This window comes from Verrucomicrobiota bacterium, from assembly GCA_039192515.1.
Lineage (GTDB): Bacteria > Verrucomicrobiota > Verrucomicrobiia > Methylacidiphilales > JBCCWR01 > JBCCWR01.
In genome coordinates this window covers 43,537-70,506 of the sequence record JBCCXA010000009.1, presented here as the reverse complement: position 1 = coordinate 70,506, position 26,970 = coordinate 43,537, and the positions used below count along the sequence as shown (strand labels likewise).

Below are 26,970 nucleotides of genomic sequence, written 5' to 3'. Positions count from 1 at the left end.
TGCTCTAGAACAAAGACATCATAGTTTTAACAGCCTTTTTCGCTTTAGCCAACATATCGACACTTTTGACAACCGGCACTAATAGTAGAGCACCTGCAGTCCAAACCCCTAGAGAAGTCTCTGGAACTGAGGCTTGGTCGTCATTATTTTCTGATTCACTATTTTCAGAATTTTCTTGCTGTTGACCATCCTGAGTTTGCTGGCTCTGAGGCTGATTTTGGCTGTTCTCTCCATCACCGTTTTCAGGAGGGACATTGCCTTCCTCTGGAAGCTCCTCAGGATTGCCCTGACCCTCCGCAACAATTAAAGTTTCCGTATCAAATTCAAGACTTGGCCCATCAAACCCTAAAGCTAAATTAGTGGGGGTTGGGGTAATCCCAGATAAGCCCACGCTTTCTTCGTCATCACCTCCAAACACCAAGCTTCCTTGGCTACCTATCAAAAGATCGACGAGACGGAAAGTTTGGTTCGTTGAAACGGGATCCGTGCTAAAATTATTCAAGAATCCAGGATTAGTGCCAGATTCACCTAAGGTAGGTGCAGTAATACCGGAGCCGGAGAATCTTTGGGCTGCATCATCTCCCTCGGCAGCTTCAATAATCAAGTCTTGAAGGAATCCCTCCGCTGCTCGCAGCTCACGTTCGGTAATCTCTAATAAGCTTGGATCACCAAACTGATTGGAACTCGGAATAGACGTGATCCATGGACTAACCCCTGGGCTAAATGGACGCATAGTCAAAGACCCTGATCCTATGAGACTGCCTGGACCAGCCAAGAACTGCATATTATCTGAAGTAAACTCCGCATCACCACCAATATTTATATTAAGTGCTGTCAGTTGTGATTGTGGGCCGGCAGTTGCAGTAAAATCACCATTCGTAGTGGTAATCAAATCAAAAGTCATATCACCACCACCCAATGCTGCTAAATTAATGCCTCCATTATTTGCTGAAATATTGGTAGCAAAGAGATCACCTGATCCCGTTTGGGTAAAGCTGATGGTACCATTACCTGTAGAAGAATCGATAAATTGAATGGTGTTAGAAGTGGCAACGGTAAAGTTCATAGAACCACTGGTAGTATTTGCGCTAAAAATTCGAGCCGTGACAATTGGGGAGAATATATTGCCTACACCAGTCTCAGCCGTGAGATCTACTCGTTCACCCATGACGTGAGCTAAGAACTGAATAGTAGAGGGATCAAGCCCTTCAATGGCACCATCTGAGTCAAGAATTACATCAGCTGAAAACGGAGCAAAATCACCTGGTATCCCTCCATTATGACCCGCTCCAATGTAATCAATCACAATATCCCCACCGGTGCCTGCAAGCGTTGTTAAGAGAATATCATTTGCCTCGTCATCAACGCCAGTCCGCACGTCACGAGCTAAGATATTTCCTTCATTCGTGATCAGTATTTCACCGTCTTCCGCTAGGACATAACGCAACTCAACATCTTTTAAATTATAGATATAGATACCGCCTGAAGCTGTTGCCGTTGCATCAATAATATCCGCACTCACGTTCAAGAATCCTGCTGCAGTAGCAATACCATTGACTGAATTGAAGATGGAGGTATTAGCCACGACATGAGGTGTAGGCAAAGTGACGGCAGGATCTACCTCAATTCGATCTCCAACTTCTAGATCAAATGTTCCGTTGGGAGTATTGGCCGTGCGTATAGTTAGAGTATCAAGTTCATCAACTTCTATATTTCCCGCCGCACCTGTAATAGTAGCAGTCAAGAAGTTGGTATCTGAAAACATAGCGATCCCAGTAGCCGCTTCGGCAACCAATTCGTTGGTAACAATACGCCCTAACACGGGCCCAAGTGTTCCATACCTTCCAATAGATCCACTCACCGCTGTCAAATCTACTTGAGCCGTTGTGTCATCCGTCGTGATTGTATCTACTAAAATACCACCCCCTGCATCAATATCTACAGAGCCATCATTTGCGATGATACTACGCACATCAATATCATCTGTTTCCAAGATCGTGACATCTCCAAGCACTAAGGACAGGGCATCGACAGTTCCGACATTGGTGATGACATTGATGAGGTCAGGAGTCTCCAGAATAAGATCCTGCGCAAAGATCAGGCTCGCCCCATTCAACGCTGTGATCGCACCAGTAGTTGTTTCAAGATCGACAATAGCGACGGAAGAACTGCCACCAGAAGTATCAACCGCAGTAACAAGGTCATGAACAATTGCTCCACCAGCATCTATAAAAATAGAACCAACCTGAACATCTAGATTCGAAAGCAGGATACCATCGATTTCATTAATGTTAATACGGCCCGCATTGGTTACCGTTGCAATTAAGGTATTGATATCTGTGTTTAAGACATCCGTCCCATCTCCCACACCGGTTCTAGTAGTAGCCGTAAGAACGTTGGCTTGCAGTAATTTAATTACTCCAGTATTCAGCGTCCGAAGTGCTCCTCCATTGGTCGTAATCGTAGCATCATCAGCGCCACCACCTGCAGATAAGAAGTCTACAAAGAGTGACCCGCTTGTATCTCCTGGCAAACCAATATCAAAAGTGATATTCCCGCTAGTAGTGGTCGCGCGGTTTAGATTCAAGGCATCAACTTCTTGAACATAGAGCTCACCAACTCCACCCACTTGAACATCGAGAGTGCTAACTCCAGTATCTAAGGATGTTGGCCCGCCGGAAACTACCACTAAATTATTTCCGGTGATCTTTGTAAGAATTCCACCAGTTCCATCCAAAATGGTCCCGTCATCCAGATCGATAAGCGAGCCATCAACTAATAAAGTGATATCACCTGAAGCAGCATCTATGCGTTCCACAGATAATGAGGGATCCGTTACCGCGTTAGCCACCGTAATGAAAACATTACCTGAGCCAAGATTTACAATGTTACGAGCAACGAGGTCCGTTTCGCTTGCGAATCGGAAATCCCCAATTCCACCAGACATAAGAGCAATAAGTTCTTCTACCTGAAGATCAATATTGACCGCATCTGTGCCTGTAGTGGCTGAACTGATGATATCAATTTCAAGATTTCTTGCTGTAACCAAAGACATGCCAGACCCCGCTTTCTGGATAATACCATTATTGATTTTAATAAAGCTATCTGCGTAGCCTTCTGTGCTAATATCCCCGACTGTAAGATCGCCCGTGACATCGAGCGTAATGCTATTGGTAGTGGATGTTACACCGGATCCTTGATTTGTCTGTATATTAGTGGCAATCAGAGAAGTATCCGACTCAACAGATATTTGACCATTATCCGCTAGAATTTGCTCTGCCACTAAAGAAGCTCCAAGGAGAGCGAAGTTTTTAAAGAATATATTACCCGTGCCGGATGTTGGCTTAGATTCAATATCGACTGTGTGAACTTGTGTATCAAAGTTTATGTCCCCTAGAGCATTGACCGTTAGCTTATCTGCAAACAAGTTCATTGCGTCACTATCAGTGACTTCATAGACCGTCCCTCCAGCACTTATCATGATATCATGTAAATCTCCGGGAATGATCGATGATGTATTAACGACTCCAGCATAGACTTGTCCAAGAAGAAGATTGCCTCCAGTTGTAATATCTATGTCACCATCTTTGGTGCGAGCCGCAGTAAGTGTTAAGTCATCTAATTCATCAAGAGTTAAATTACCAGTTCCATCTATAAAGGCATTTACCAGTTCTTGAATATCTGTGCGTATAGTAATCGCTCCTGCGGCCAAAACTTCCAATTTATTTACAACGATCCTACCGGAGGCACTTTCTTGAGTGATAGTTCCAAGATTGGCATTCAACGTCACTTTTTCATCAATATTGAAGGAGGCGGAGTCCTTTATGAGAATATCTCCACTCGTGGAGCCCGTAATAGCCTCTAAGGTGGAGCCAGTTCCTGTCGCATTAAAAGAACCTGTTAACGTGACATTCCCTGTCCCATCATTTATACCAGCGTTGAAAATGATGGTGCCATTTAGGGCAGCATCCGAAGTAAAGCTTCCTAATGCGTCGATATCTCCATCGGCATTTACCACAATACTTAGCGCTTCGTATAGAGCACCTGAAACAAAACTAATGGATCCTGTTCCCCCACTTACGTCAAAGGCATCATAAGCCACAAATTCCAATGCGCCTTCCGAACTCAGTGTTTGAGAAGTAACACCCGCTTGGATTTGGGAGCCTCTAAAACGCACCGAGTCTTGAAATGCGTAATTCTTTATAGAAACCAGGTCTGTCTCCTTATCACTACTGCTTGTTCCTTGTGCGTTTCCAATGAGAATCAACTGGAAGCCGGTCTGCAAACTATCAAGCACATCTTTGGTAAGGAATAGCGTATTGGGATTTCCAGAATCAGTGGTATCACCAACCTCTATATTAAAGAGATCCGATTGGTTTAAGATAGTTATCTGTCCGGTTCCCGTAATACTACCAACTCCCGCAGCAAAATTAAAGGTATCCACAAGAGTAGTTGTAACCAGCTCTTCTACCGTATAGGTAATTTCCTTGTTAACTTGCTCCTGCCTCCAGAAAGAATAAGTAAAACTGAAGAATAATACATTGACTGTCTTAGTATATTCTACCCACTCCCATACTGTCTCATAACGAACTTTTTCAACCGTCTGCAAGGATGTCGAGGTGCTTATTCTGTCGACTGAATAAGCTCCGGCTAGTTCAATATCATCAGCTATAAGCGTAATATTTTTTGCACCGCCTGCCTCAATATCTCCATAGGTCAGTTTACTTCCGGCAGCAACCTCAAGAAGAATGGCACCATCCACCGTGGAAACCCCTTCTAAGTTTTGTGACGCACGAATATTTAAATCCTCAGGTGAATAAACATATATTCCGTCCAAGCCGGAAAAATTGTCACTCGAAGATGTGGATCCCGAGAAGCGCTCAGAATTCACTTGAAGTGAACTGGCCACTGAGCCTATGCCATTGCGTGCCCGAATTTCAATATAACCATTGGTCGCCTTAATGATTCCTCCAGAGACATCGTTTTGATTTTGAACATAACCCGTAGGCACATAGATATAAAAATGACCATATCCATCTCCCGCAGATCCAGAATCTGAAAGCAAGAGACTTCCAGTAGAACCAATGAGCAAATTAGACTCCAGGTTTGGGTTAGGATTTTCGATGTTAATGTAAACATCCCGCCAATCAGACGATGTCCCGTTCTGGATATTGAGTTGGTGATCAATAGTGAACGTCCTATTTAGATTTAAGACCACATCTACAGTCCCTGTTAAGTTGACATCCCCTAACATAATGATACGGCCTGTTGTAATGGTTCCTCCAATGATATCCGTGGTCGTTCCACTACTACCCCAGAATAAAGTGGAATCGCCTGCATCCAGATTGACTGTTTCAATATCAGTCATTTCCATTAACTCTCTTCCGTTTGTTACAGTGGTCGAGCTATAGGTGATAGAATCGGCAAAAGTCTGCGTCAGTAAAAGCGTTCCTGTTCCTAAAGAGTCATCGATTGAGATCTTACCTGCATTATCATCAGCATTTTTGTTATATACCTTTAATGGATCTCCTAAAAACACACTATAGAAATCACTACCACCATTACTAACCAATTTCAGGGGATCATTCTTAGTACCTGGAGCAAAGTAAAAAACATTCCAAATATCATCACCCGCAGTTCCTACCCAAGTATCAATGCGATCAACACCACTCGGATCAACCGCAAAAAATGCGGTGTGTGTGTCCAATTTAACACTCTGGACTAATGGCCCAAACTGAAATTTAGCTCCAACTGTATGAGTCGGTAAGACATAGTCACCGCCTACTGCAAAACCGCTTAAAGAACCATCATCAAAGGAAACCGTATTATTGTCTCCACTCACATAAATTCTGTCGCGACCGAATTCTGTTAAGAAATGAAAAGTATCTCCGCCTCCATTACCTCTCAGAATATCCGAACCTATATTAGAAACAATGTCATCATCATACTGGCTACCTTGAATAACGGTATTGCCTTGACCAGCTATTAGGACAGTGCCTCGTGTAGCTTGGGTAGCATCCAGAGTTCCTGAGCTTTCTTTTGCGTCTAAACGAGAACGTCCCCATTGAGAAGTTCCTGCTGTGCGTAAAAAGGTAGAACCGTCACCGCCAAAGAAATTCACACTGGCATATTTCAGAGCCGAAAGGTCACCAGAAAAACTTCCACCCTCTTCAAAGTCAATATCCACACCGGACAGAGAACCTCCAGCATCTATAATCGTTTGTCCGTCTCCGGCATAGCCATAGATGTGTTTAATACCTGTATACTTACTGTAATAGGTTCGATCCGCTCCATAGTAGGCCACAATAATATCTTCACCATTGGCAGAGCCATCTGTATCAATACTGTAGATTCTGTAAACTTCACTGATATCATCTACATCAATAAAGATACGATCACTCGCATAAGTCCCCATATTGAGGCGCAACGTATCACCTGATTGCTGAGCAAGCTGAATCACGCCACTATCAAAGTCAATGAACTCATCGAAAAGAAAAACTTCGAAGGTTTGTGAGAAAATACGCTTTGTAATCGGGCCGACAAATGGAATGGGAATCGTTAGGTCGACATAGATTTCCACCCCTACTTTACCATAGACTCGGATATCAAAGAGAGACCTCCCGTTGTCAAACAACCAGTTAATCTCCTCTTGCCTCAACTTACTGCTGTTCTCTGGTGTATTCCAATAAAACTCTACTCCAACTTCAAAGAAGGCTTCTATGCCCGCTTCAATCAATCCTAAATTCAGGGCAACACCCACTGAAAATGTTCCTGCAAAACCAAAAGTTGGAATGCGCTCGCTCTCCTCAAGCGTTAATCCTGAAGTATCACGATCTGTCCAGTAGAATCCTCTATCATCAAATCCAAAACTCAATTGAACAAAAATTTCTATGGTAAAGCCAAGAGTGACTCCCAGAGGTGGAAACGCAGGCAGCGGAAAATATCTGGATATGGTAAAGGATACGGAGACCTGAGGAACTTCTATGCGCAATAAATCAGCTGTTCCCCCATTAAATAAAGTCAGTGCGGTATTAACGGAAAGCGCTTCGAGCTGGAAGCCTCCACCGGAAATACCCGCCTCAATCTGTTTCGAGGTGCCTTGGTCATCAGACTCCAGGGAATCACGAGTTTGTGATTTAACATCATTTAAAAGTTTGTCTTTTACGCCCGTCGGATTGTCATTATTTTTTAACCAACCAACATCTCCATCTCTGACTTGCTCAAATTTCTCGCTAAACTTATTGGGTGTTGTCAGCTTCTCATTTAATGTATCTCCAAACTTACTGAGAGCACTGCGATTGTCAGATGAGCTTTCACTTTCACCTGCAGGAAGTTCATCTAACAACCCTCGTGTTTGCTCGTCGTAAGCACGTTGATCTGATGCTTCATCATATCGATCAAAGCGTTCTTTGTTCCCGGATGAAGAAGCATTATTTTCAAATGCCTTTTCAACACCCAAGGAAATTCCATCAGAGGTTCCTCCTATGCCTACTCGAGATCGACTCGAGCCACTTTCATTAACCTGAGCATATTGGACGACTGGTCCTAGCAAGCTGTCTAGCGTACTAATAACTGATAGAAATATTTGGAATTCAGGACCCAAGAAATCTCCAACTGTGAAAGGCTCGGCCATCCACTCTGTTCCGGGAACAGGACTTGTTAGAAACTCAATATAAGGGCGAATTTCTTCGGTCCCCTCATCATAGTACTGAAGCAACGTATAGATAGGTCCACTGAGATAATCTCTGATATCAATAGTAATGTTCTGGAAAGCAAGGAATGTTTGCCCCTCCTGAGCATTATCCGTAAGAGTATCTCTATTGACTCTCCAATCTGGTGAAGAGGATTGGAAATCTGCATCTGTAGGGTAGTCAGCATCTCCTTCCACGGTGACTCCATTAGCAGCATCGATAATCTTATCTCCCAAAGCTTGAGCCTCAGCGCTGGTTCCCAAGCCTGCTAACTTATTATCAAACACCAAAGGCGCGTAACCCGTTCCATAGCGCTTGGCCATGATGATATCCATTTGATAGGAAGGAATCAAAGAGTCACGTGCTGTCTCTGCTAATAAATGAATGTCGGCATCCGCATTAATTTCAAAATTCAACAAGGTATCTGCTTCAGATTCAGGCCCGAGCACTTCGTTATTGCGGAGTTGATCGGTCGTCACTCCGACACTATTGCGCCCAACTCTGCTATGGGATCCAGTGGCAAGTTGAGTATCATCTACATTTAAATTAAACTCGTAGGTTCCAAAAAATCCTGAAGCACGACCATCCGTGCTGTAATCAATTCGTCCATCTGCCACAGACATAGATAACTGATTCAACTGACTAATGCTATCGCTTTGAACAAAAGCTTGAATCCCAGGGGTGTTGATATCTCCATCTAGTTGAGCTTCTATTCCAATTTCTATTAGATCGCTAGTTGGAGGACTTAAAGAGTCAGTCTGAGTTGGATTAAAAATATAGAATCCGTCTAAGATATCCATACCGAAACCAAAATTAAGCTCAAACGAACGTTTGAGCTGAACACCGCCCGTAGTCGATGTCACCACCCCGTCACTGTTTTGAGAAACCGTGCTATTGGATATAGACAGCCCGATACTTTGATCTCCACTTTCTATGGAGTCAATCGCCACTGCTGTTGCATCAGTATCCAAAGACTTACTAATGCTAAAGGAAAACTCTAGTGAACTCTGACTCACCTTCTCAAACAAGAGCCCTTCAGCCGTTGTCCCATAAAAAGTCGTATCCGAAGTATTATCAATATCCCAAACCGTATCGCCTGCCATTACCACAATATCGGTGATATCTGTGAGATACCCCAGACCATTAGGTCCAAGTGCGGCGTAGAGAGCATCGCGGATAGCATTGGCAGGCTTTAAAGTGTCTAGGCGCAAATTCTCACGTACTCGGGTTGTTAAATCGTCTCGAAACTCCTCGATAAAGCCGGTATAACTAGGCAGACTGGTTCCGAGCAAAGGCACCTCAATACCTAGCGCCTGATCCATGGCAAATTGAAGATTAAACAAGGCGAGATCTAATGCATCCCCCATAAAAACCCAATCTCGAACTAATGAAAGTACGTCCGAGGGAGGTACCGTGCGAAATAAATCCGGTAGTGGATCAAAAGTCACCGCTATATCTGAAGTATCGAAAAATTTCTCCAGGCCAGAACCAGCAAATCCATCGTCAGACGCATCGGTATCATCTGCAACAAAGATTTTCAACGCATCTAGATCTGGTGCCGCAAGATAAAGATCATCTTCCAGAATAGCTTCACCAAGTTGACCTAGTGCCTCTTTTTCATCATCAGTTAGGCTAGCCAGGTTTTTGGTAATCACCGTCTCTCCGCCACCAGATGGAACCATGACAACACTCAAGGGAAGTGCGGCGGCCGCATTTCCGTCAGCAGAAAAATCAACCCAACTACCAACTAAGTTGCCGTTACTATCGTAGTTCCCATAAACAAAAGCAATATCATCCGTGAATCCAATATTCGTTCCTGCACCTAAGCTGAGAGGATTAAAAAGTGTTTGAATATAACGCGTATCTAAATTGTAGCTACCACGCTGAACCCCAATCTTCAACTGGTCAAATTCAGAGGCCTCGTCGGCAAAATCAACGCGCTTTAACTCCCATTGGGAGGTGCTGCCTCCCAAAGATACCACCTCGTAAATACCATTTCGATAATCACCGGTGTAGGAACCATAACTAGCTCCTGAGGGATTGAGCTCGGTTCGACCAATATCCTTCAACAAAACTCGATCTCCCACTCGTAAATTAGTCACCCCATCAATACCGATAATATTAATCACTTGCCCCGTCTGTTCGTCCCAAACTTGAGTGACGTAGCGATTGAGTGAGCCATTTTGGTCTGCTGTTATGGTTCCCGTTGATAAATCAAAAGAAGCAGTCGAACTGCCATCGGCACTCACCAAAAGATCTGATGTAGAAGCGGCTACCGCATGATAAGGGAGCTGTTTATCTTTCGTCCCATTAAAATCAGATAAGTTGATGATAAAGGAAGCAGGCTTTATCAACTTAGAAAAACGAACAATTGAGGCATTAAATTCAGAGATTGTCTCCGCCATTTTAAATTCGAAACCGCCATATGTCGTCCCACTAGCAACCGTGACCTTTACATTAAGGGTATCTGATAAATCATCATAAGTACTCACACGAGTTAAAGTCCAAATTCCGCTGGATTCAGTTAATTGGTAAATACCGTTCTGAGAGCCATCCCCTTGATGATTCACCATGACCAAATCACCTGCAGCTAAAGTCACACCATCTATTACTGGGGCGGACAATACATTCAAAGTGATGGTGCCGCCGCTAAATGTACCAGCGACTTCCTCAGTTGTAGAAACTTCAACTGTAAAGTCTGCTGCAGGAATATCATTTTCATCCAGAGTCGTTTCGTCAGTATCATAAATTTGCGGTGTGCCATTCACATCTGGTAAAGCCACCTCTCCACCTTCGCTCACGGCTACAGCAGCTGAGCGAAGCTCTACAACGTTGTAAGGTGTCAATTCTGCAACACCGCGCTGCTGAATGTTGTTTGTAATATTATTGAAATCGACAAAATAAGAATTCCCGGCAAGAGAGCCACCCGTGACATCCGCTTGCCCAATAGTCCCTTGGCCAATGTCCATAAGATACAGCTCATAAGTACCTGAATTGATCTGAACCTGATAAACTCCATTAGGAGCACCCGTTGATCCCAATTGCTGTCCTGTAAGTAAAACAAAGTCCCCATGCTCAGGGGTCACTCCATCAATGGTTAAGCTAGAACCTGCATCAATATAATTGAGGAAAGGATATGACTGAAGATTGTAAGAATTTCCTACAGAGGTCGTGGCAGCAGCAACAACATCAACATTAGAAATATCTTTCACCATGAAGATGCGGTCCCCAAAGATAGACCCTGAATTCACACTGACCTTGAGCCAGGACAAATCACTATCAGTGCGTTCTAGTATCCAAGCGGTTGCGCCATCACCAGATTCGATCACTTCATAAAGACCATTTTGCGTAGGATCACTTTGGTCCTTTACAAGGACATAATCACCAGGTGCTCCGTCGCTTCCTTGTTCTGTAAGCGTGATTCCATCTACGACAAGGGCTCCGACACTCGTAGAAGTAAGTCTATCTGTTGCATCATCATAAGTAGCTGCGAGCTCGCCTGTCGTCGCAACAGTTGCACCAACAGGGGCTGTTCCTGTGTCAGGGGCTAGAACTTCACGTCCTGTCTCATCAAACCAGCTGTAACCAAGTCTAAGTCGGTTAGCTCCGGCAGGAAGGTCTCCTGTGTACGAATCTCCAGTTACAAAAAATTTCGTTTCAAAAAACTCACCTGAATTTGGTTGATTCAGGATAGCCTTTGGTTCTATAACTTCTCCGTTCTCTACTAGCACAAGATCCATATCTAGTTGGAGCTTAGAGAGTCCCTCCAACTCCACTTCCATGGGATCAGACAAACTACTCGATAATGAAGAGAGACCTAGTAAACTCTGCTTGACTAAGCCAGAGTTAGAGCTGCGATCCGATAACATTGCCAGATCAATGTAAAGGGGAAGCGTTGAGGCAAAGGTCGTGATGAAGTCGAATGCCACACGTAAACTCGCATTGAAAGTGGAACCGCTTCCAGATGTCACCAGTTCAACCGTCACATCCCCCGCATCTAAGTTTAGTCCAGACTCTAGAGCGCGCTGTACCTCCTGTAAATTTTCAGGAGGATTAGCCCATAGTTGCGCCATGATGGCGCTGAATTCTTCCCCAAAATCTTGAACATCAACGATTCCCGTCTTGGCAAAAAAGAGATTAGCTGCAAATGGCCCATTAGGATCATTATTCATCCAGTCACTGATGAAATCCCCTACATGCCAGAGAGAAAGCGCAATGTCATCAAAAGTCAGCCGACTGATTAACTCGATGTCATTTGTGTTATTAAAAGAAAGGTCAGCTTCAGGAAGTTTGAATAAATCCGAGCCACCTACTCCTATGCTCGAAGAGGCCCCATTCCCATTAGGTTGATAGGCAAGCACTATCGTGCTTGTTGGATCAAAGGTTAGGCCAGTTAGAGTATTTTCCGTAACACTATCTTCCAAGAAAGCCAGATCCTGAAACTCTACTCTTGCAAAAGTATCGTCTTCAATGGTTAGGCTATGATCTATCTCTACTGCGCTATACTCAGCTTCATAAGACCCTAGGTATCTCATTAAATCCAGCATACTTGTCATATTGCCAGTGAGTCCTAGAGTTGTTTCGGTAATGGCATCAAAATCGGTATGATCAAAGCTGAAATCTGCAAAACCTAGGGAACCTTTTCCACTTACGTCTGCATCTCTAACTTCCGCTCGGCCAGTTAAGAAAATATTATCGAGAGTGGCATCAGAACCGCGGATACCTATCTGTGACTCTTCTGAAGAAAAGCCTAAATCTATATAGCCATTGTTAGAATCAGTAGTTGGATCAAAACGAACATTAAGCAAAGGCACAGGTGCATCATCCCTAACTGCAAGCTGGACTACATCTCCTCCACTCAAAGCAATAGCATCAATGAATTGGCTAACCGTGTAGCTATTGCCCGCCACGGTAATTGAAGTATTAGCCAGGGAAGTATTGATGTCTGCAATGAGATCTCCAATGCTGGTATTTGCCGAGGTGTCAGAGGCCAAAACCGTAACTGTTTCATAATCTGAGCCATTAATTGAAATATCCAATAGAAAATCATTAACCAAAATACTGTCTGCATCAGCTAAGCTTCCAATAATAGGTCCGATCAATGCATACCTTGTGTCACGATAAGTCTCTTCCGCCATTGCCAGCTCAAAGCTTGCAGCATTCGTAACAGACTCGTTGTATTGAGCAATGACCGTCATACGCCAATCACCACCAGAGGGATAGACATTTGTCGTATCTAAACGGAAAGCTAAATGATTATTACCCCCAACGCCTTCAATGAAGGCGATAATCTTTTGATAAACCCCATTGTCCATGAGGGCGGAAGTTGCTTGGATCGCCTGATTGAGGTCATTGACCAAGTCATCTAAACTGGCGTTATCTGTTGTGTCCTCGACTTCAATGGTCAGTATCTGACTGGTTCCATCAGGTAGGATAAACTCAAAAAATGCATCCGTAGCTAGAACAAAATCGCTTACATCAACGGGGTTGTCGGCAATGATGGGGTCTGTTTCCGTAGCCAAGTATTGATTTTTAGCCACATCAACTCTAATAATATCGTAATTTACTCCAAGAATTTGGAACCCTAAGTTTCCTCCATTATCAAATGCCTCAAAATCTACAGAGCTGTGGGCATTGTTTATGTCAACAATCAACTGGGCTAGGTTCGTATTACCCGAAGTGTCAGTAGCCTTAGTTGAAAAGACAAAAGCATCTGTTGCCCCCGTAACTGAGTCCTCTAGCTTAACGCGGTAGTAGACATCATAATCCGGATTGTTGGGAAGAACTCCTGAAGCATCGATCTGCGTAGCACCCGCTAATACATCAAAATCATCGAGATTACCTGTTGAAACATTCGTCGTAAAACCTAACTTAACGGCAGCATCATTATTATAGGTCGTATCTTCTGAAATGTATTCAGGAACTTCGACTGCTAAGCTACGACTTGACCCCGCCACGGTTGTGAAGCGAATCACATCTCGTTCAAAGTCGTTGACCATGTCCAAAGAAGCTACTACCAGCGAGCTAAGCATAACTCCACCACCGATATCAACTGCACTCAGTGCGGCATTAATATTCGCAACAAAGTCTTCTGTGCTTGTGTTAAGAGCCGTATCACTCGCTAAAACGAGAACGTCGTGTACCACACCATCGTCAAGTATCACCTTAAAGAGAGCATCGTACGAATCAAGCTGCCCATCCCAGTCTTGAATGATAACGGGTAGTTCTACGACAAGCTCCTCACTGCTTGTTTTCGGCTGAATTAAATTGAGGCCCAAATCAAAACTAATTTCTGAGGAGCGGGATACCGTGACTTGTTTTTCGGCTGATAGATTACTTATCTGCCCCGTCGCTGTTTCTCCATAGCTGGACTCAAATCGCATATCGACATCAGTGAGATCTGCCAACCCTTCATCCCCAAAGTATTCGTCTACGTAGAGGTGGATGGGAAAGGTGAAATAAGGAGAGACCCCATTGACAATGTCCCCGCCATTATAGACTGCAGGGGAGGAAAGAAGACCATCTGCCAACCCTGCTTCACGTAGCGCTATGGATATAGCGTCCACTAAATCAGCCATAGAATTATATGTATCTCCTTTAATGGTAGCTGTCACTGCAGCAGCCCCATTTACAGAAACGAATAAGGTCGTATCGACCGTAAAGTTACTTAGATCTACAGCACTGGATGAAGTGATTTCTGTGTTAGCATTATCTACTAAATCCGCATCTAAATTGAGAAAACCTTTCCCGGTTCCACCTGTAACCTCAACACTGGTCGTATTTGCAGACCAACGGCTGATCTCCACACCATCAGCGGAGCCATTAAGGTCCACACTGACCTGTGGTAATCCCGTAGATTGATTAAGGAGCGCGACAAATTCTTGCACATTACTAAACCGAGGTTTTTGATCCTCGGCAGATAAAGCCATTACTTGGGCAGCCAATCCATCTAAGTTATAGTCATCCATACCAAATGAAGCAGAAGCTCCAGTCGAAATTTCTTGGATAAAGCCAGAACCGGCACCTGGATTTAATGCAAAGAATTCTAAATAATCAGTTGAACTCCCATTCTGGTCAAAGGAGCGAATATCCACTCCAGTTCCAGAAAGAGAGTCCCTTAAACCTGCTCGAGTCAAAGCACTTTGCACATCACTAACAAAGTCTGAAACAGAGGTGTTGGTGGAATTTCCTAAAAGATCTGTCGTTGTGTTGCCATTGATGTAAACTCGAGTAGTCGTTGCGGATGCATTGCCATCTTGCTTCACATCAATATCAATGTAAGCCGCCGTAGCGCTTTCACTCGTACTGGATAATCCTATGAGGCTATTACTAGAGGTAGAAATGGTTAGCTCATAAACCTCTGCCGAGGTATAAAAACGTATACCTTCGCCACCACCCACAGGAATCTTCTCAATCAATATCCCCGTATTCGTAAAAGCATCATAAAGACCATTGCTTTGAAGAGCTTCGCGAATAGCAAAAATCACATCATCGACGGACGCATATTTTCCTGCGGGAATCGAAATAGTCTCTGTAGTTGTCGCCAATAGCCCAGCCTGCTGAGAGCTGAATGAAATAGTCAGAGATAACCCCGACTCAAAAGGAGAGAGTTCTACAGGAGTTGCCGAGGTATAGGAGCTCGCTCCACTTGTCGCACTTAACTGGAAAATCCCCACATCACTACCCCCAAGCGTTAGTGTTTCCCCTGAACGAGAACCACTAATAGAAAAAGTTACCCCGAAGCCCTGACTATCCCCGGAAGTAGCTTCATCCACCTCAATTCCCTCGCCCGTGCTCGCATCGTAGACGCCAGCCTCCGCTAAAGCCGATTGTAAGGCAAATACAAAATCTGCCATAGAGCCATAAACACTTGGAGGCAAAGTAATGGTGGTCGCGCTGTCAGAGCCAATTGCTACAGTAAAAGTCTTTAGTGTTGTAAAATGACTTACCTCTATGGCGGTGGAAGACTCTACCTTAACTTCTTGTAGCTGATATTTCTCATTTTGATTGCTCGAGATCGTTCCATTGTTTCGAGCAAAGACCAGTCCATAAGGATCAATACCAAGATCTAATGTTTCTCCACTTGGATTCACACTACTAATGAAGAAGGTCGTATCCGCATCTACACCATACAACTCTAGCCGAGGAGAAGCGGTTTCGGTTACCCGTGCGAAGACTCTTTGGGTCCCTGCGGCAGCGGCAGCGAGCGCAATATTTAAGTCATCGGCAACATCTTGCAGTGAAGCACGGGAGCTATTCGCATTGAGAGTAATGATTTGCAAGGCACCACCTTCTAAGACACCTTGGTAAAAGACATAAATTTGAAAGCTACTATTACCCGTGTAATCAAGTGGATCACCACTTGTTGATGGCGCATCTTTGATGCGTAATACATTCTCAATGATGACTAAAGGATCAACTAATGCTTTTTCTGAAGCCTCCAGGAAATCATACGCTTGGCCCAGGTTAAGATCAAGTAATGGAAGAAAATTTTGCATCTCTGTTAGATCTGAACTCTGACCAAAGAGATAGGTAGCGTTTTTAACAAACTGTAAAAGATCATCAGCAGTCATCCTCGAAAAAGAAGCTAATGTCTGATCACTTGCTTGAACCAAGGGTGAACGGCTATCAAAAAGATCGTTATCGGTAAAGGTAAAGTCTCCGGTGATACCATCAATACCGCTAATAAACTCATCCCCTGCTGGGTTAGCTACTTGGATTGGTAAAAAGAGTTCACCTTCATTAACACCCGCACCGGTTGGAGTATCCACTCTGTAGATGCTTTCATATGATGAAGCAGTATCAATTGCTCTGAGCTCATCCAGACTGAGCTTACTATCAGCAGACAAAGAACTCTCCAAGATAAAATCAAGTTGAAGATTAAAAGAGAAAGTCCCGCCTGTGTTAGCAACATAACCACCCGAGTCCATTACATCATCCCGAGCATCAATGAGTCCAAAACCAACTCCAAATCCGGTTAAGGGATCTAGACTATTGGTATGACTCGAAGAACCCATTATAGATAACGTGTCTTTATCACTGCCACCAAACTCGACTGAATAAAGGCTATCGTTAGAGGAGTTATCTGTTTCATCTGTTGCCACATTATCCACTCCACTTAAATCAGCTTTAATAGAGAACGTTATGGCATCCGCATTAAACTTTACTTGGGCACCTGCTCCATATTCTAAGAAAAACTCCTGAGCTTCGGTGCCAAATTTTAGGTCCTTTGTAACTTCATTCAGATCGATAGAGAAATTTAATATCAGATTATCATTGTCCGAGCCTGTATCCGTAACAGATCCAACTCCAAAGGTGTTCTGCACTGCGCTCTGTAGGTCAGCAGCAAGGCCTGTGGAATCCGGACTCGCATTGTCAAAGTAGTCATCAACTACTTGGCTATATGCATCACTACCTGACCCACCCTTTAAAAAGTCTTCAATCTCAAAACCTAATAAATCCTCAACGCTTGATTGGAAAAAAGGAACTGCTGAGGAATCTGCTGCCTCTTCGGTTCCTATCTCGTCTGCATACTTGCCGAGAAAAGTAAAAGTATCCGTTAACTGCGTTTCTATATTCGTTGCGACATCACTATCCCCAGAACCGCCGCCATCTCCAGGATCATACAAGGCGGCAGAAAATAAAAGCCTCGGCTCTAATGTTTGCAAATCATATTGCAGATGCCTTGGGATTTTCTTGTGCTTTCGGGGTTGTTTCCAGCGATTCCGATTTTTAGTTTTTGTCTTAGCCATATTTATTACCTCTTTTTGGTATAAATAGGGATACGATGACAGGTAATATTCCTGCCATCTAAACCCTCCCAACATTAACAGTCTTTCGCAACCAAAGACTTGTTTGATTCTGAAGACAGCACTGTTATAATCAAGTATTAATCAGATAAAACTGGATTAATTTCAACTCTCCAATCATCATCGAACTATGCTAAAGTTTATGTATAAATTCTATTTCATTATTGTAATTATATTAATTTATGAAAAATACAATAATCGCATGCTTACTGAACAAACTATTGACCTTCTGCGGTTTTAGATAATGATGTCAAACATGCCTAACCAAACAAAAGAAGCTCCTACAGGACAAAAGATTAGTTTAAACGAGATCGCAGATCGTTACCTAAATGTTTATCAACGTCTTTTCGATATCGCGATGGTGAACCTCGCGGGATATCGCAAAGTTAGTGAAGAGGATTACGATAGTGTTACCAATCAATTTCCTGTTCAACCCCAACAAAAAGAAAGACGCTCCTTTGAGGCAGCAAAAAATGCTTCTCAAGATTGGCTTACTCGAAATCTTATCACAGAGGCTTTGTCGACCATTGTGCCACTATTAGAGGATTGCAGAACTGTGCTAGCCCTATGTGATTACAAATCTGCTGGCAAAAACGACGCCACTGAAATCCAAAAAATCACTGGCAAAGACCGTCAAGAGTTTATGAATCTTCCAGTCCCAGATAAATTCAAGTTTTTGAAAGATAAATACTCAGCATCTTCTGAGCTCCAAGAACAAATTCTTAGCCTAATGGATTTTTCTAGAGGCATGATTATGTTTGAAGGAAAAGCAACAAAAGAGATCTGCCAAGATGGCAAATATATCTTTAAAATTAGAACGATTACTTTGTCGCAAACGCCTGCTAAATCAGATTCCGGAGAGCCCATCCTCGGCCTAACTCGCAAAATGTCCGACCACACTCGCCAATTTAAAGAAGGTGATCAATTAGAATTGAACAAAGGCGAAATGATTGGCTCCTTAGTTACCATTGCAGGCTTTCTTGCTACGCTGCTAGCAAGTGTTCAAGGATATGCTAAAAAAGTGGGTGCTGCCAGTTAGCAACCTACTGAAGTGCGTCTTCTTCTTTTTTATCTTTCGTCAAAACAATTCGGAAGCCATACACGGAAAGCCTAAGGTCCGGACGGTTACCGATTTTATTGGTCAAGAGAAGGTCATTTGGCAAACGCATACGCCAGGAGGCCCCTCGAAGAATTCGATAATCTGGAGATTGATTAAAAATATCTTCACACCACTCCCAAACATTGCCTCCAAGATCATAAATACCAAGTTTGTTAGGCTTAAAACTGCCTACCGGAGAGGTATGGGAGTAGTTATCTACAAACAAATCAGGGCTGTAATTTCCAGCATCTGGGGGCGGTGGCCATTCTTTTCCCCAAGGATATTCAAAATCTAAATTATCTTCGAAAGAGAATTCATCTGCTGCACCCTTAATCCCAGAAGCTAAGCTCCATTCCTTATCGTTGGGTAATCGATAATACTGTTTAGCTGAGATAATTTTCTCTTTTCTCTCCTTTGCCGTTAGCCAGTAACAGAAAGCTTTCGCATCCTCCCAGCTGACATTGACTGCTGCATGATTCCCATTCTGCTTAAAAGAAGGCTTTTTAACTGTGCGCTTCGTTTCTTTTACAAAAACCTGATAATCTTTTACGCTTGTTTCATAGACAGAGAAATAAACTTCTGTGTTCGGAACTGTCACAAACAACATACCTAAGCTATTTTTAAAATCTGACTTCTGCGCTTGTGTCTCCACTACCCCAAAGAAGCTGATCAACCATATCAAATTCCATCGCATGAACATCTTTTTCTTATCTAAGACTTATCTTAAAACCTTAACTCTCTTTTCTTGTTTTCCCAAAACAAAATTTACTAGGACTACACCCACACCTTGAGATAGTCTCTACTTAGATGTCAGAAAGTATAGAGTCTGAAACAACATCCTCATTGCCCTCTAAGACGCATAATCAAATGCCAGAAGGACCTCTATGGATCACCCTGGACCTGATCTCGTTACTCAACCAAAGTAGTCGGTACGATCACGCAGCACTCTCTCTTTGCAATGAATTGGTTTTTCACTTTCGTTGTACACGTGTTTCTATTGGCCGCTTGCAAGACGATGAAATGAGACTTAAAGCAACAAGTCACTCAAATAAAATCGAAAAAAGAACTGAGATCGCACAAGAACTCGAACGGGTAATGCTGGAAGCATCCGATCAAGATGAAAATGTTGTTTGGCCCACTAAAGACAACGAACTCACCATCACTCGAGAACATCAAAACTTTCATCAAAAATTTGGTGCAACAAATATGCTGTCAATGCCGTTGAGAATAAATTCCCAAGTCATTGGTACACTCACTTTGCAAAGAGAAAACGCGCAGTTTAAAGAAACAGAAGTAGAAGCACTTCGGTTAATTTGTGACCTAGTTACACCAAGGCTCGAAGAACTTCATAAATACGCTAGAGGTTGGTGGTTTCTCGGAGAGAACAAAACACGCAGCTGGTTGGCTACCGTTCTTGGACCAGAACACACATGGTGGAAATTTGGGGGCCTACTCGTTACAATCGTGCTTCTTTTTTTATGCCTATACCCATGGCCTTACAAAGTCAGTGGAGAGTTTATTTTAAAAACGGATGCCCTCATCAACCTACCCGCTCCTTTCCAAGGCTACATCAAAGAAGTCCATGTCATTCCCGGTAAGGAAGTAAAAAAGGAGGAACCACTCATTGCCCTAGATACTCGCGAACTTAAACTCCAAGAAAGTGAAGTCATGGCTACTATGCAACGCTACCGAAGCGAAGCCCAAGTCGCACTTGGTCAAAGTAGTCTTGGTGACATGCATATAGCCACAGCTAAAGCAGCTCAGTCTGAATCAGAACTCAAACAAACCCGCTATAAATTAAGCCGTTCAAAAATCGTGAGCCCATTTGACGGTGTCATCGTCGAAGGAGCTCTTACTGAACAAATTGGTGCTCCAGTTGAAAAGGGTGATGTCCTTATGAAAATCGCCCGTTTAGAAGACCTTTATACTCAAGCAATGATCCCAGAGGAGGATATTCAAGAAGTCCTAGTCAAAGCTGATGGAGCTATTGCTTTTAAGAGCCGCCCGGAAATCAAGTACCCCATCACCGTGAGACTCATCGAGCCCAGTGCAGTTGCTCGCGACAAAAAAAATGTCTTTTATGTTCGCTGCAGCATCGAATGTCCACCGGATGAATGGTGGCGCCCAGGCATGACAGGTATTGTCAAAATCAATGCTGGCACCAAGCCTCCCCTTTACATGATGACCCATCGCCTTATTGATTTCTTAAGATTAAAATTGTGGCTTTAGGATACAATCAGAAAATATGAATCGGAGTTCATTATTCAGTGAGTCTTGGCACCGTATTGCTAGTCGTAGTGCGCAGCTACATCCCAGTGTTCGAGTTGAACGTCAAAGCTATAGAGGAGTGCCTTGGTATGTTTTAAGCGAACCATTTAGCAATAAATTCTTCCGTCTTTCTCCTGCTGGCTACCATTTTGTAGCTAGACTACGAATCGAACGAACAATCGAAGAAGTCTGGAATGAATGTTTAGAAATTTATCCTGATGAAACGCCCGGACAGCAAGAAGTCGTCCGACTTCTTGCCCAATTGACACAGGGTAACCTCATTCACTCCGACTTTCCTCCTGATGTCTCAGCTATGTCAGAAAGACGCCGTAAAGCAGAACATAAGGAGTTACGAAGCAAATTTCTTAATTTCCTCTTTATTAAAATTTCTCTTTGTGACCCTACTCCATTTATTAATGCACTGCTTCCCTTTTTCAGGCCTCTCTTAAATCGTTGGGGAATGATCCTTTGGTCCATTGTTATTTTTCTAGGAGCTAAAGAACTCTTTGAAAACTGGGACGCTGCGCTTGATCAAACAGAGGGCCTTCTATCTCCTGGAAACCTTTTCCTGCTCTATCTCTGTGGTGTGATTGCAAAGTTTTGGCATGAACTCGGTCATGGTTTGATATGCCGGGTCTTAGGAGGAGAAGTGCGCACGTTAGGTGTCATGTTACTAATCTTCACACCCATTCCCTATGTCGACGCTACAACAAGTTGGGGCTTTCGCAGTAAATGGAATCGCATTTACGTCGCAGCCGCCGGAATGATCTTTGAATTCTTCCTCGCAGCTATTGCTGTCATCATTTGGGCCAATACCTCGGATACCACTATGAATGCCATGGCCTATAATTTGATGGTCATCGCATCCATCACTACCTTTTTATTTAACATAAATCCTCTTTTGCGTTTTGATGGCTATTACATTCTCTCAGACCTTATCGAAATCCCTAATATGTCTCAACGCTCCAACCAGCAATTGAAATACCTTTTGGAAAAATTTATCTTTAAATGCCGTCACATGCTCCCTGCTGCACAATCTAACTCGGAAAGCATTTGGTTGGCTATCTATGGAATAAGTGCAGGCCTTTATCGTATTTTTCTATTAACGAGTATTGCTCTCATCGTGGCTGACCAATTCTTTGGGCTAGGTATTGTCTTAGCAGCTATCACTTCATTTATTTGGTTAGCTATGCCTTTGTACAAATTTTTTTACTATCTGTTTACAGACCCGGGCTTAGACGCTACTAGAAACCGAGCCCTGACCATCGTTTTTTCAATTCTCGTAGGCACGATCACCCTATTGGCCATTATACCCTTTCCACTGCATGCCAGAGCACACGGGGTGGTAGAAGCTGATAAATTCCTTCGGCTATTTGCGCCTACCTCTGGTCGCTTAGAGCAAGTTTATACGCGTCCAGGCACCAAAGTAGAGGCAGGTGATAAGCTCATGGTGTTTAGCGACTTAGCACTAGACTGGAAAATTGAACAAGCTCAGGCCGAGATACGCGCATCTAGGGCTACCTTGCAAAATCTAGCCTTTAAAGAAAATGTTCGCATCAAACCCGTCCAGCTTAAACTGGAAAGCGCACGGAAAAATCTAAAATTCTATCTGGAGGAAAAAGAACGCCTCAATATAACAGCTCCCTATGACGGAGTTTGGGCCGCCCCTGAATTAGACCAGCAAATCGGCGCCTGGTTTCACAAGGGCACCCCAATCGGAGTCTTCCTCAAACCTACTAGCTATCGCTTTGTTGCTATCGTAGAGCAACCACAAGCTGCGGATGTTTTCTTTCAATCGATACGCGGTGCTTCAGTCCGACTGATAGGTCAAGCTGGTAAAGAAATTGAAGTGCTCAATATGATTCGAATTCCCGGAGAGCAGAAAGCATTGCCTTCACCCGCTCTAGGTTGGGGTGGTGGTGGTGAAATCGAAGTTTCACAAGAAGATCCTCAGGGGGTTACAAGCAAAGAGCCTTTCTTTATGATTTATGCAGAGCTTGAGAATCAAGAAAATGTTTATTTTGTCCAACACCGTAGAGGACAAATTCGCTTTCATATTGGTTACGAACCATTACTCAAACAAGGCTGGAGATTGATCAGGCAAGTTCTTCAAGACAGACTCAAGTTGTAACTACCCTTCCGATGTCAAATTTCCAGTTAGATTATTGGCGGCTCAAAGCAAGTGAAAAATGCAAAAGCTATCAAGGCCTTGATGCCTTTATTTTTTCACTCCATGGTAAATACAAGCGCCGCAAAAGTTCACTAAAATACTTTTTAGAATTAGCTAAGAAAGCTCAGCATATAGCTGAGCGAAATGAGTCCATTACAGACAAAGAGGTTGTATCCCGTTTAAAAAACCTGCGCCTTCATTTCCTCAAATTCCCTGCCACAGATAAAGCCGTAGCAGAAGGTCTTGCTATGCTAGTTCTCGGAGCAAAGCGAGCACTACAACTAAGTCCTTACCCGGTTCAACTTGCTAGTGCGGCCAGCCTATTCCATGGATATTTAGCTGAAATGGCCACCGGAGAGGGGAAAACACTTACTGTCGCACTAGCTGCTACTCTCATGGGAAGCACAGGTAGACCTTGCCATGTCATTACAGCCAACGATTACTTAGCCTCACGCGACAGTCAAGAGATGGAGGCTTTATTCCGTTTTTTCGGCTTATCGGTTGGATCCGTCACTGGTCACATGCCTGCTAATGAGCGCGAGAAATCCTATGCAGCACATATCACCTACACTACACCAAAAGAAGCTTTAGCTGATTTTTTAAGAGATCGTATAGCCTTAAGTACTCCCTATGACCCCACTCGCCGCCTGATTCGTAATCTGGCAAAAAGACAAAACCGCCATCAAAGTGTAGTCATGCGTGGTTTACATTTTGCCATTGTGGATGAAGCAGATAGCGTCCTCATTGACGAAGCCGTGACACCACTTATTATTTCACAACGCGTCAGGAATAAAGATCTCGAATCAGCCAGTATTCACGCTAAAAAGCTGATTGCACCCCTAAAACGTGGTCAAGACTATCAGGTTGATTTCAAGTTCCGAGAAATCAGTATCGTATCTCAAATTAATGATCGACTCTTTAGCAAAGCTTCGATTCTCCCTGCTGCTTGGCGAAACAGGGAGCGCTTCCACGACCTCATTCGTACCGCTTTAATTGCAAGAGAATTTTATCTAAAAGATGTTCATTATGCCATAAACGAGGGAAAAATAGAACTCATAGATGAATTCACTGGTCGGATTATGGAGCATCGCACGTGGCAACAAGGATTGCACCAAGCGGTGGAAGCTAAAGAAAACGTAGAAATCACACCTCCTAATGAATCTATAGCTTCTATGAGCTTTCAAAGATTTTTTCGTTGTTATCCAAACCTCTCGGGTCTATCTGGAACCGCATATGAATCCAAGGAAGAACTCTGGCAAATCTACCATCTAGCAGTCCTAAAAATTCCTACACACCGCCCTGCATTACGCAAAAGATACCCTGACCAAATTTTTGCCTCTCAGAACGACAAATGGAAAGCTGTTGCTTGCGAGGCAAAAAAATTGCATCAAAAGGATCGCCCCCTCCTAATCGGCACACGGTCTGTTCAAAGCAGCGAGTTGGTGGCCAAACATCTCAGTAAGATGGGGTTACAATTCGAAATCCTCAATGCCCTCCGGCAGGAAGACGAAGCTCAAATTATCTCTAAAGCCGGACAACTTGGCCGGATAACCATTGCCACAAACATGGCTGGACGTGGCACAGATATAAAGCTCGGACACGGAGTGAGAGAATTAGGAGGACTTCACGTCATTGCTACTGAGATCCATGAGTCATCTCGCATTGATAGACAACTCATTGGTAGATCAGGCCGACAAGGAGATCCTGGGAGCGCCCGGTTTATTGTATCTATTAACGACGAATTAACCCTACGGTTTTTACCACTTTCTCTCTTAAAAGCTGTGGGTGGAACCTTACCTAAACCTTTGCCCAGTTGGATTATTCATTTATTCGCATGGGCTCAGTGGATGGCCTCAAGCATGGCTTTTAAGACAAGAAAGCGTGTTCTGAAACATGACACCTGGTTAGACGAAAACCTATCCTTTTCCGGGAAATCTTCTGCGGTCTAGGTTAACCAGCAAAAGTTGACAAGCCTTTGCGAATCTGAAAGACTTTCGCGGGTTGTTAAAAAATGTCATGCTTGGAAATAAAAATAAACTAAAGATAACGAGCATATATGTTTTGCTCTCTAGCTTCATTTTTGCTGTTGTTGTTGTCGGTTGCTCTAAATCCTCTTCTACTCAGGTTGCTAAACTCGAGTCTCCACTAGCCAAGAAACATGCGCTTCTTGCAGGAAGCTTGATTGCTAGCACCAGTAGTTCAACAACAACGACCACTACTAGCTCGGACGACGACCCTTTTGAGCCGGATGGCCTGGATGCTGTCAGTTCTAATACAGAGCCAACTCTAACCACAGAAACAACCGAACTGAACGAATCCCCTACAGGCTCACCACCTGATATCCCAGAGTCAGATTCCGTGCCTCCGAATTCTTTGCCGACATACTACGGCTCATCTAGTTCCTCGGAAGATGAATACAAAATCCCAACTTTAGAAGCTCTGCCAGAAATTACACTGGACTTGCCATCTGCTATTTCTTCATCTCTAACAAAAAACTTAGATGTTGAAGTGAAGAAACTGGATATCTCCATCGCCCAAGATGTTCTTCGACAACAGATTGGGGGATTTAACCCCGAGCTCTCCTTTGAAGGACAGTATGAAAAGATACGTACTCCTCAAAATACCGAGGAATTTATTAGTAGTGGTGGTAATGCAGTTATTCTAAGTAGCGATCCTCGTATTTTCACTGAAGAAAACTGGAGCTATGAACTATCGTTAGAGGGCAAACTCCCTACGGGCACTGAATATGATCTCTTTACTAAACAAGACATTCTAAGAAATACCTTGATTGAGTCAGGTCCCCAGCAAAGCGCTCTTTCTTTATTTAGCCCAGAATATAGCACCTTTACCGGGATGACACTTACCCAGCCGCTACTCCGTAATTTTGGAACAGATGTAAACCTCGCAGAAATCCGTGTTGCTAGAAAAAACAAATTGATCTCTAGGCTCGAGCTAGAAGCAGCTATGCTCGAAACAGTTAGCGAAACCTTAAAAGCCTACTTTGATCTCATGTATCACGTGAGAAATTTAAAGCTCAAGGAGCTTGAGCAAGATCTAGCCTCTGAGTTAGCCAAAGAAAAAAGGGAACTACTCGAAAAAGGGCTTGTTTCCCCCGGCGACCTCAATAAAGCAGAAGCAACTCTTGCCGAAGTCATTGAAGAACTAGTCCTAGCTCGTAATGAAGTCTTTGCCAAACAGACCGAACTTCAAATTCTCACGACTAACCACCCCACACCTAATAGAACTTCAGTCTTTATTCCAACAACTAAGCTTATCATCCCCCATATTGATCTAGATTATAACAATCTGGTTGCCGAGGCCTTCAGCTCGAGCCCCGCATATAAAATCGCTAAACGAAAAGTTGAGCGAGAAGATATCAGACTCGTTTTTGCCGAGAACCAGGTCTGGCCTCAACTCGATCTTAAAGGCACCTACGGAATAAATGGCTTGTCTCCTAGCATTGGGGGTAGCTACACGCGATCTTTCGGAGGTCAAGGCTCCGAATGGTCCGTCGGAGCGGTCTTCTCCATTCCCCTCGGCAATGACGAAGCCATTGGTCGCAAGCACGAAGCACAACACCGAAAGAGACAAAGTATACTAGAACTAAAAAATCTCGAACTACAAACCTCATTGGCCTTTCAACAACTTATTGCCATCATAGAATCTAACCGAGAACGCCTTGAGGCCATGCAACTCTTTCATGCCAATGCTCAACGTTCCTATGAAGAGGAAGAAATACGCCTTGAAAAAGGTCTCACCACTGAAAATACTCTTTTTAAGTTTAGACGTGATCTTCATAAAGCTAAAGTTCGGGAGCTAGCAGCAACTGTTGATCTCAACAAGGCCTATATCAGACTCTTTGAGACTGCTGGCACTTTACTGGAAAGATATAACATCTTTATTTCTTCTAGTTAAGCACCATCTTGGTAGAGC

7 protein-coding genes are annotated in these 26,970 nt (G+C 43.5%); 5 read left to right on the top strand and 2 right to left on the bottom strand.

Annotated features, from left to right (window positions below; all coding sequences use genetic code 11):
• Positions 1-4: 4 nt before the first annotated feature.
• Positions 5-17,443 (bottom strand): hypothetical protein, encoded by a 17,439-nt coding sequence (locus tag AAGA18_05835; protein MEM9444857.1) that lies wholly within the window; start codon positions 17,441-17,443, stop codon positions 5-7.
• Between the two features lie 301 nt (positions 17,444-17,744).
• Between AAGA18_05835 and AAGA18_05830 the strand changes: the two genes are divergently transcribed.
• Entirely contained in the window at positions 17,745-18,539 is a 795-nt protein-coding gene (locus AAGA18_05830) for a hypothetical protein (protein ID MEM9444856.1), read from the top strand.
• Positions 18,540-18,543: 4 nt separating this feature from the next.
• Here the strand turns inward: AAGA18_05830 and AAGA18_05825 are convergent, their stop codons facing one another.
• Complete coding sequence (locus AAGA18_05825) at positions 18,544-19,293, bottom strand: SUMF1/EgtB/PvdO family nonheme iron enzyme (GenBank protein ID MEM9444855.1); 750 nt, start codon at positions 19,291-19,293, stop codon at positions 18,544-18,546.
• A 113-nt stretch (positions 19,294-19,406) separates the two neighbouring features.
• Here AAGA18_05825 and AAGA18_05820 point away from each other — a divergent pair, with 113 nt between their 5' ends.
• From AAGA18_05820 to AAGA18_05805, 4 genes are all read left to right on the top strand, one after another.
• Entirely contained in the window at positions 19,407-20,828 is a 1,422-nt protein-coding gene (locus tag AAGA18_05820) for an efflux RND transporter periplasmic adaptor subunit (protein ID MEM9444854.1), read from the top strand.
• A gap of 16 nt (positions 20,829-20,844) precedes the next feature.
• A complete protein-coding gene (locus AAGA18_05815; GenBank protein ID MEM9444853.1) occupies positions 20,845-22,998 on the top strand; it encodes a biotin/lipoyl-binding protein in 2,154 nt (717 codons plus the stop codon).
• A gap of 11 nt (positions 22,999-23,009) precedes the next feature.
• Positions 23,010-24,986: a DEAD/DEAH box helicase gene (locus tag AAGA18_05810; GenBank protein ID MEM9444852.1), complete on the top strand. Its 1,977-nt coding sequence runs from the start codon at positions 23,010-23,012 to the stop codon at positions 24,984-24,986.
• Between the two features lie 67 nt (positions 24,987-25,053).
• A complete protein-coding gene (locus AAGA18_05805) occupies positions 25,054-26,952 on the top strand; it encodes a TolC family protein (protein ID MEM9444851.1) in 1,899 nt (632 codons plus the stop codon).
• The last annotated feature ends 18 nt before the right edge of the window (positions 26,953-26,970 follow it).

Excerpts from the sequence above, each read along its gene's own strand:
- AAGA18_05815 (MEM9444853.1), top strand. The coding sequence starts at position 20,845 with ATGAATCGGAGTTCATTATTCAGTGAGTCTTGGCACCGTATTGCTAGT.
- AAGA18_05835 (MEM9444857.1), bottom strand. The coding sequence starts at position 17,443 with ATGGCTAAGACAAAAACTAAAAATCGGAATCGCTGGAAACAACCCCGA.
- AAGA18_05805 (MEM9444851.1), top strand. The coding sequence starts at position 25,054 with ATGCTTGGAAATAAAAATAAACTAAAGATAACGAGCATATATGTTTTG.
- AAGA18_05830 (MEM9444856.1), top strand. The coding sequence starts at position 17,745 with ATGATGTCAAACATGCCTAACCAAACAAAAGAAGCTCCTACAGGACAA.
- AAGA18_05820 (MEM9444854.1), top strand. The coding sequence starts at position 19,407 with ATGTCAGAAAGTATAGAGTCTGAAACAACATCCTCATTGCCCTCTAAG.
- AAGA18_05825 (MEM9444855.1), bottom strand. The coding sequence starts at position 19,293 with ATGCGATGGAATTTGATATGGTTGATCAGCTTCTTTGGGGTAGTGGAG.
- AAGA18_05810 (MEM9444852.1), top strand. The coding sequence starts at position 23,010 with ATGTCAAATTTCCAGTTAGATTATTGGCGGCTCAAAGCAAGTGAAAAA.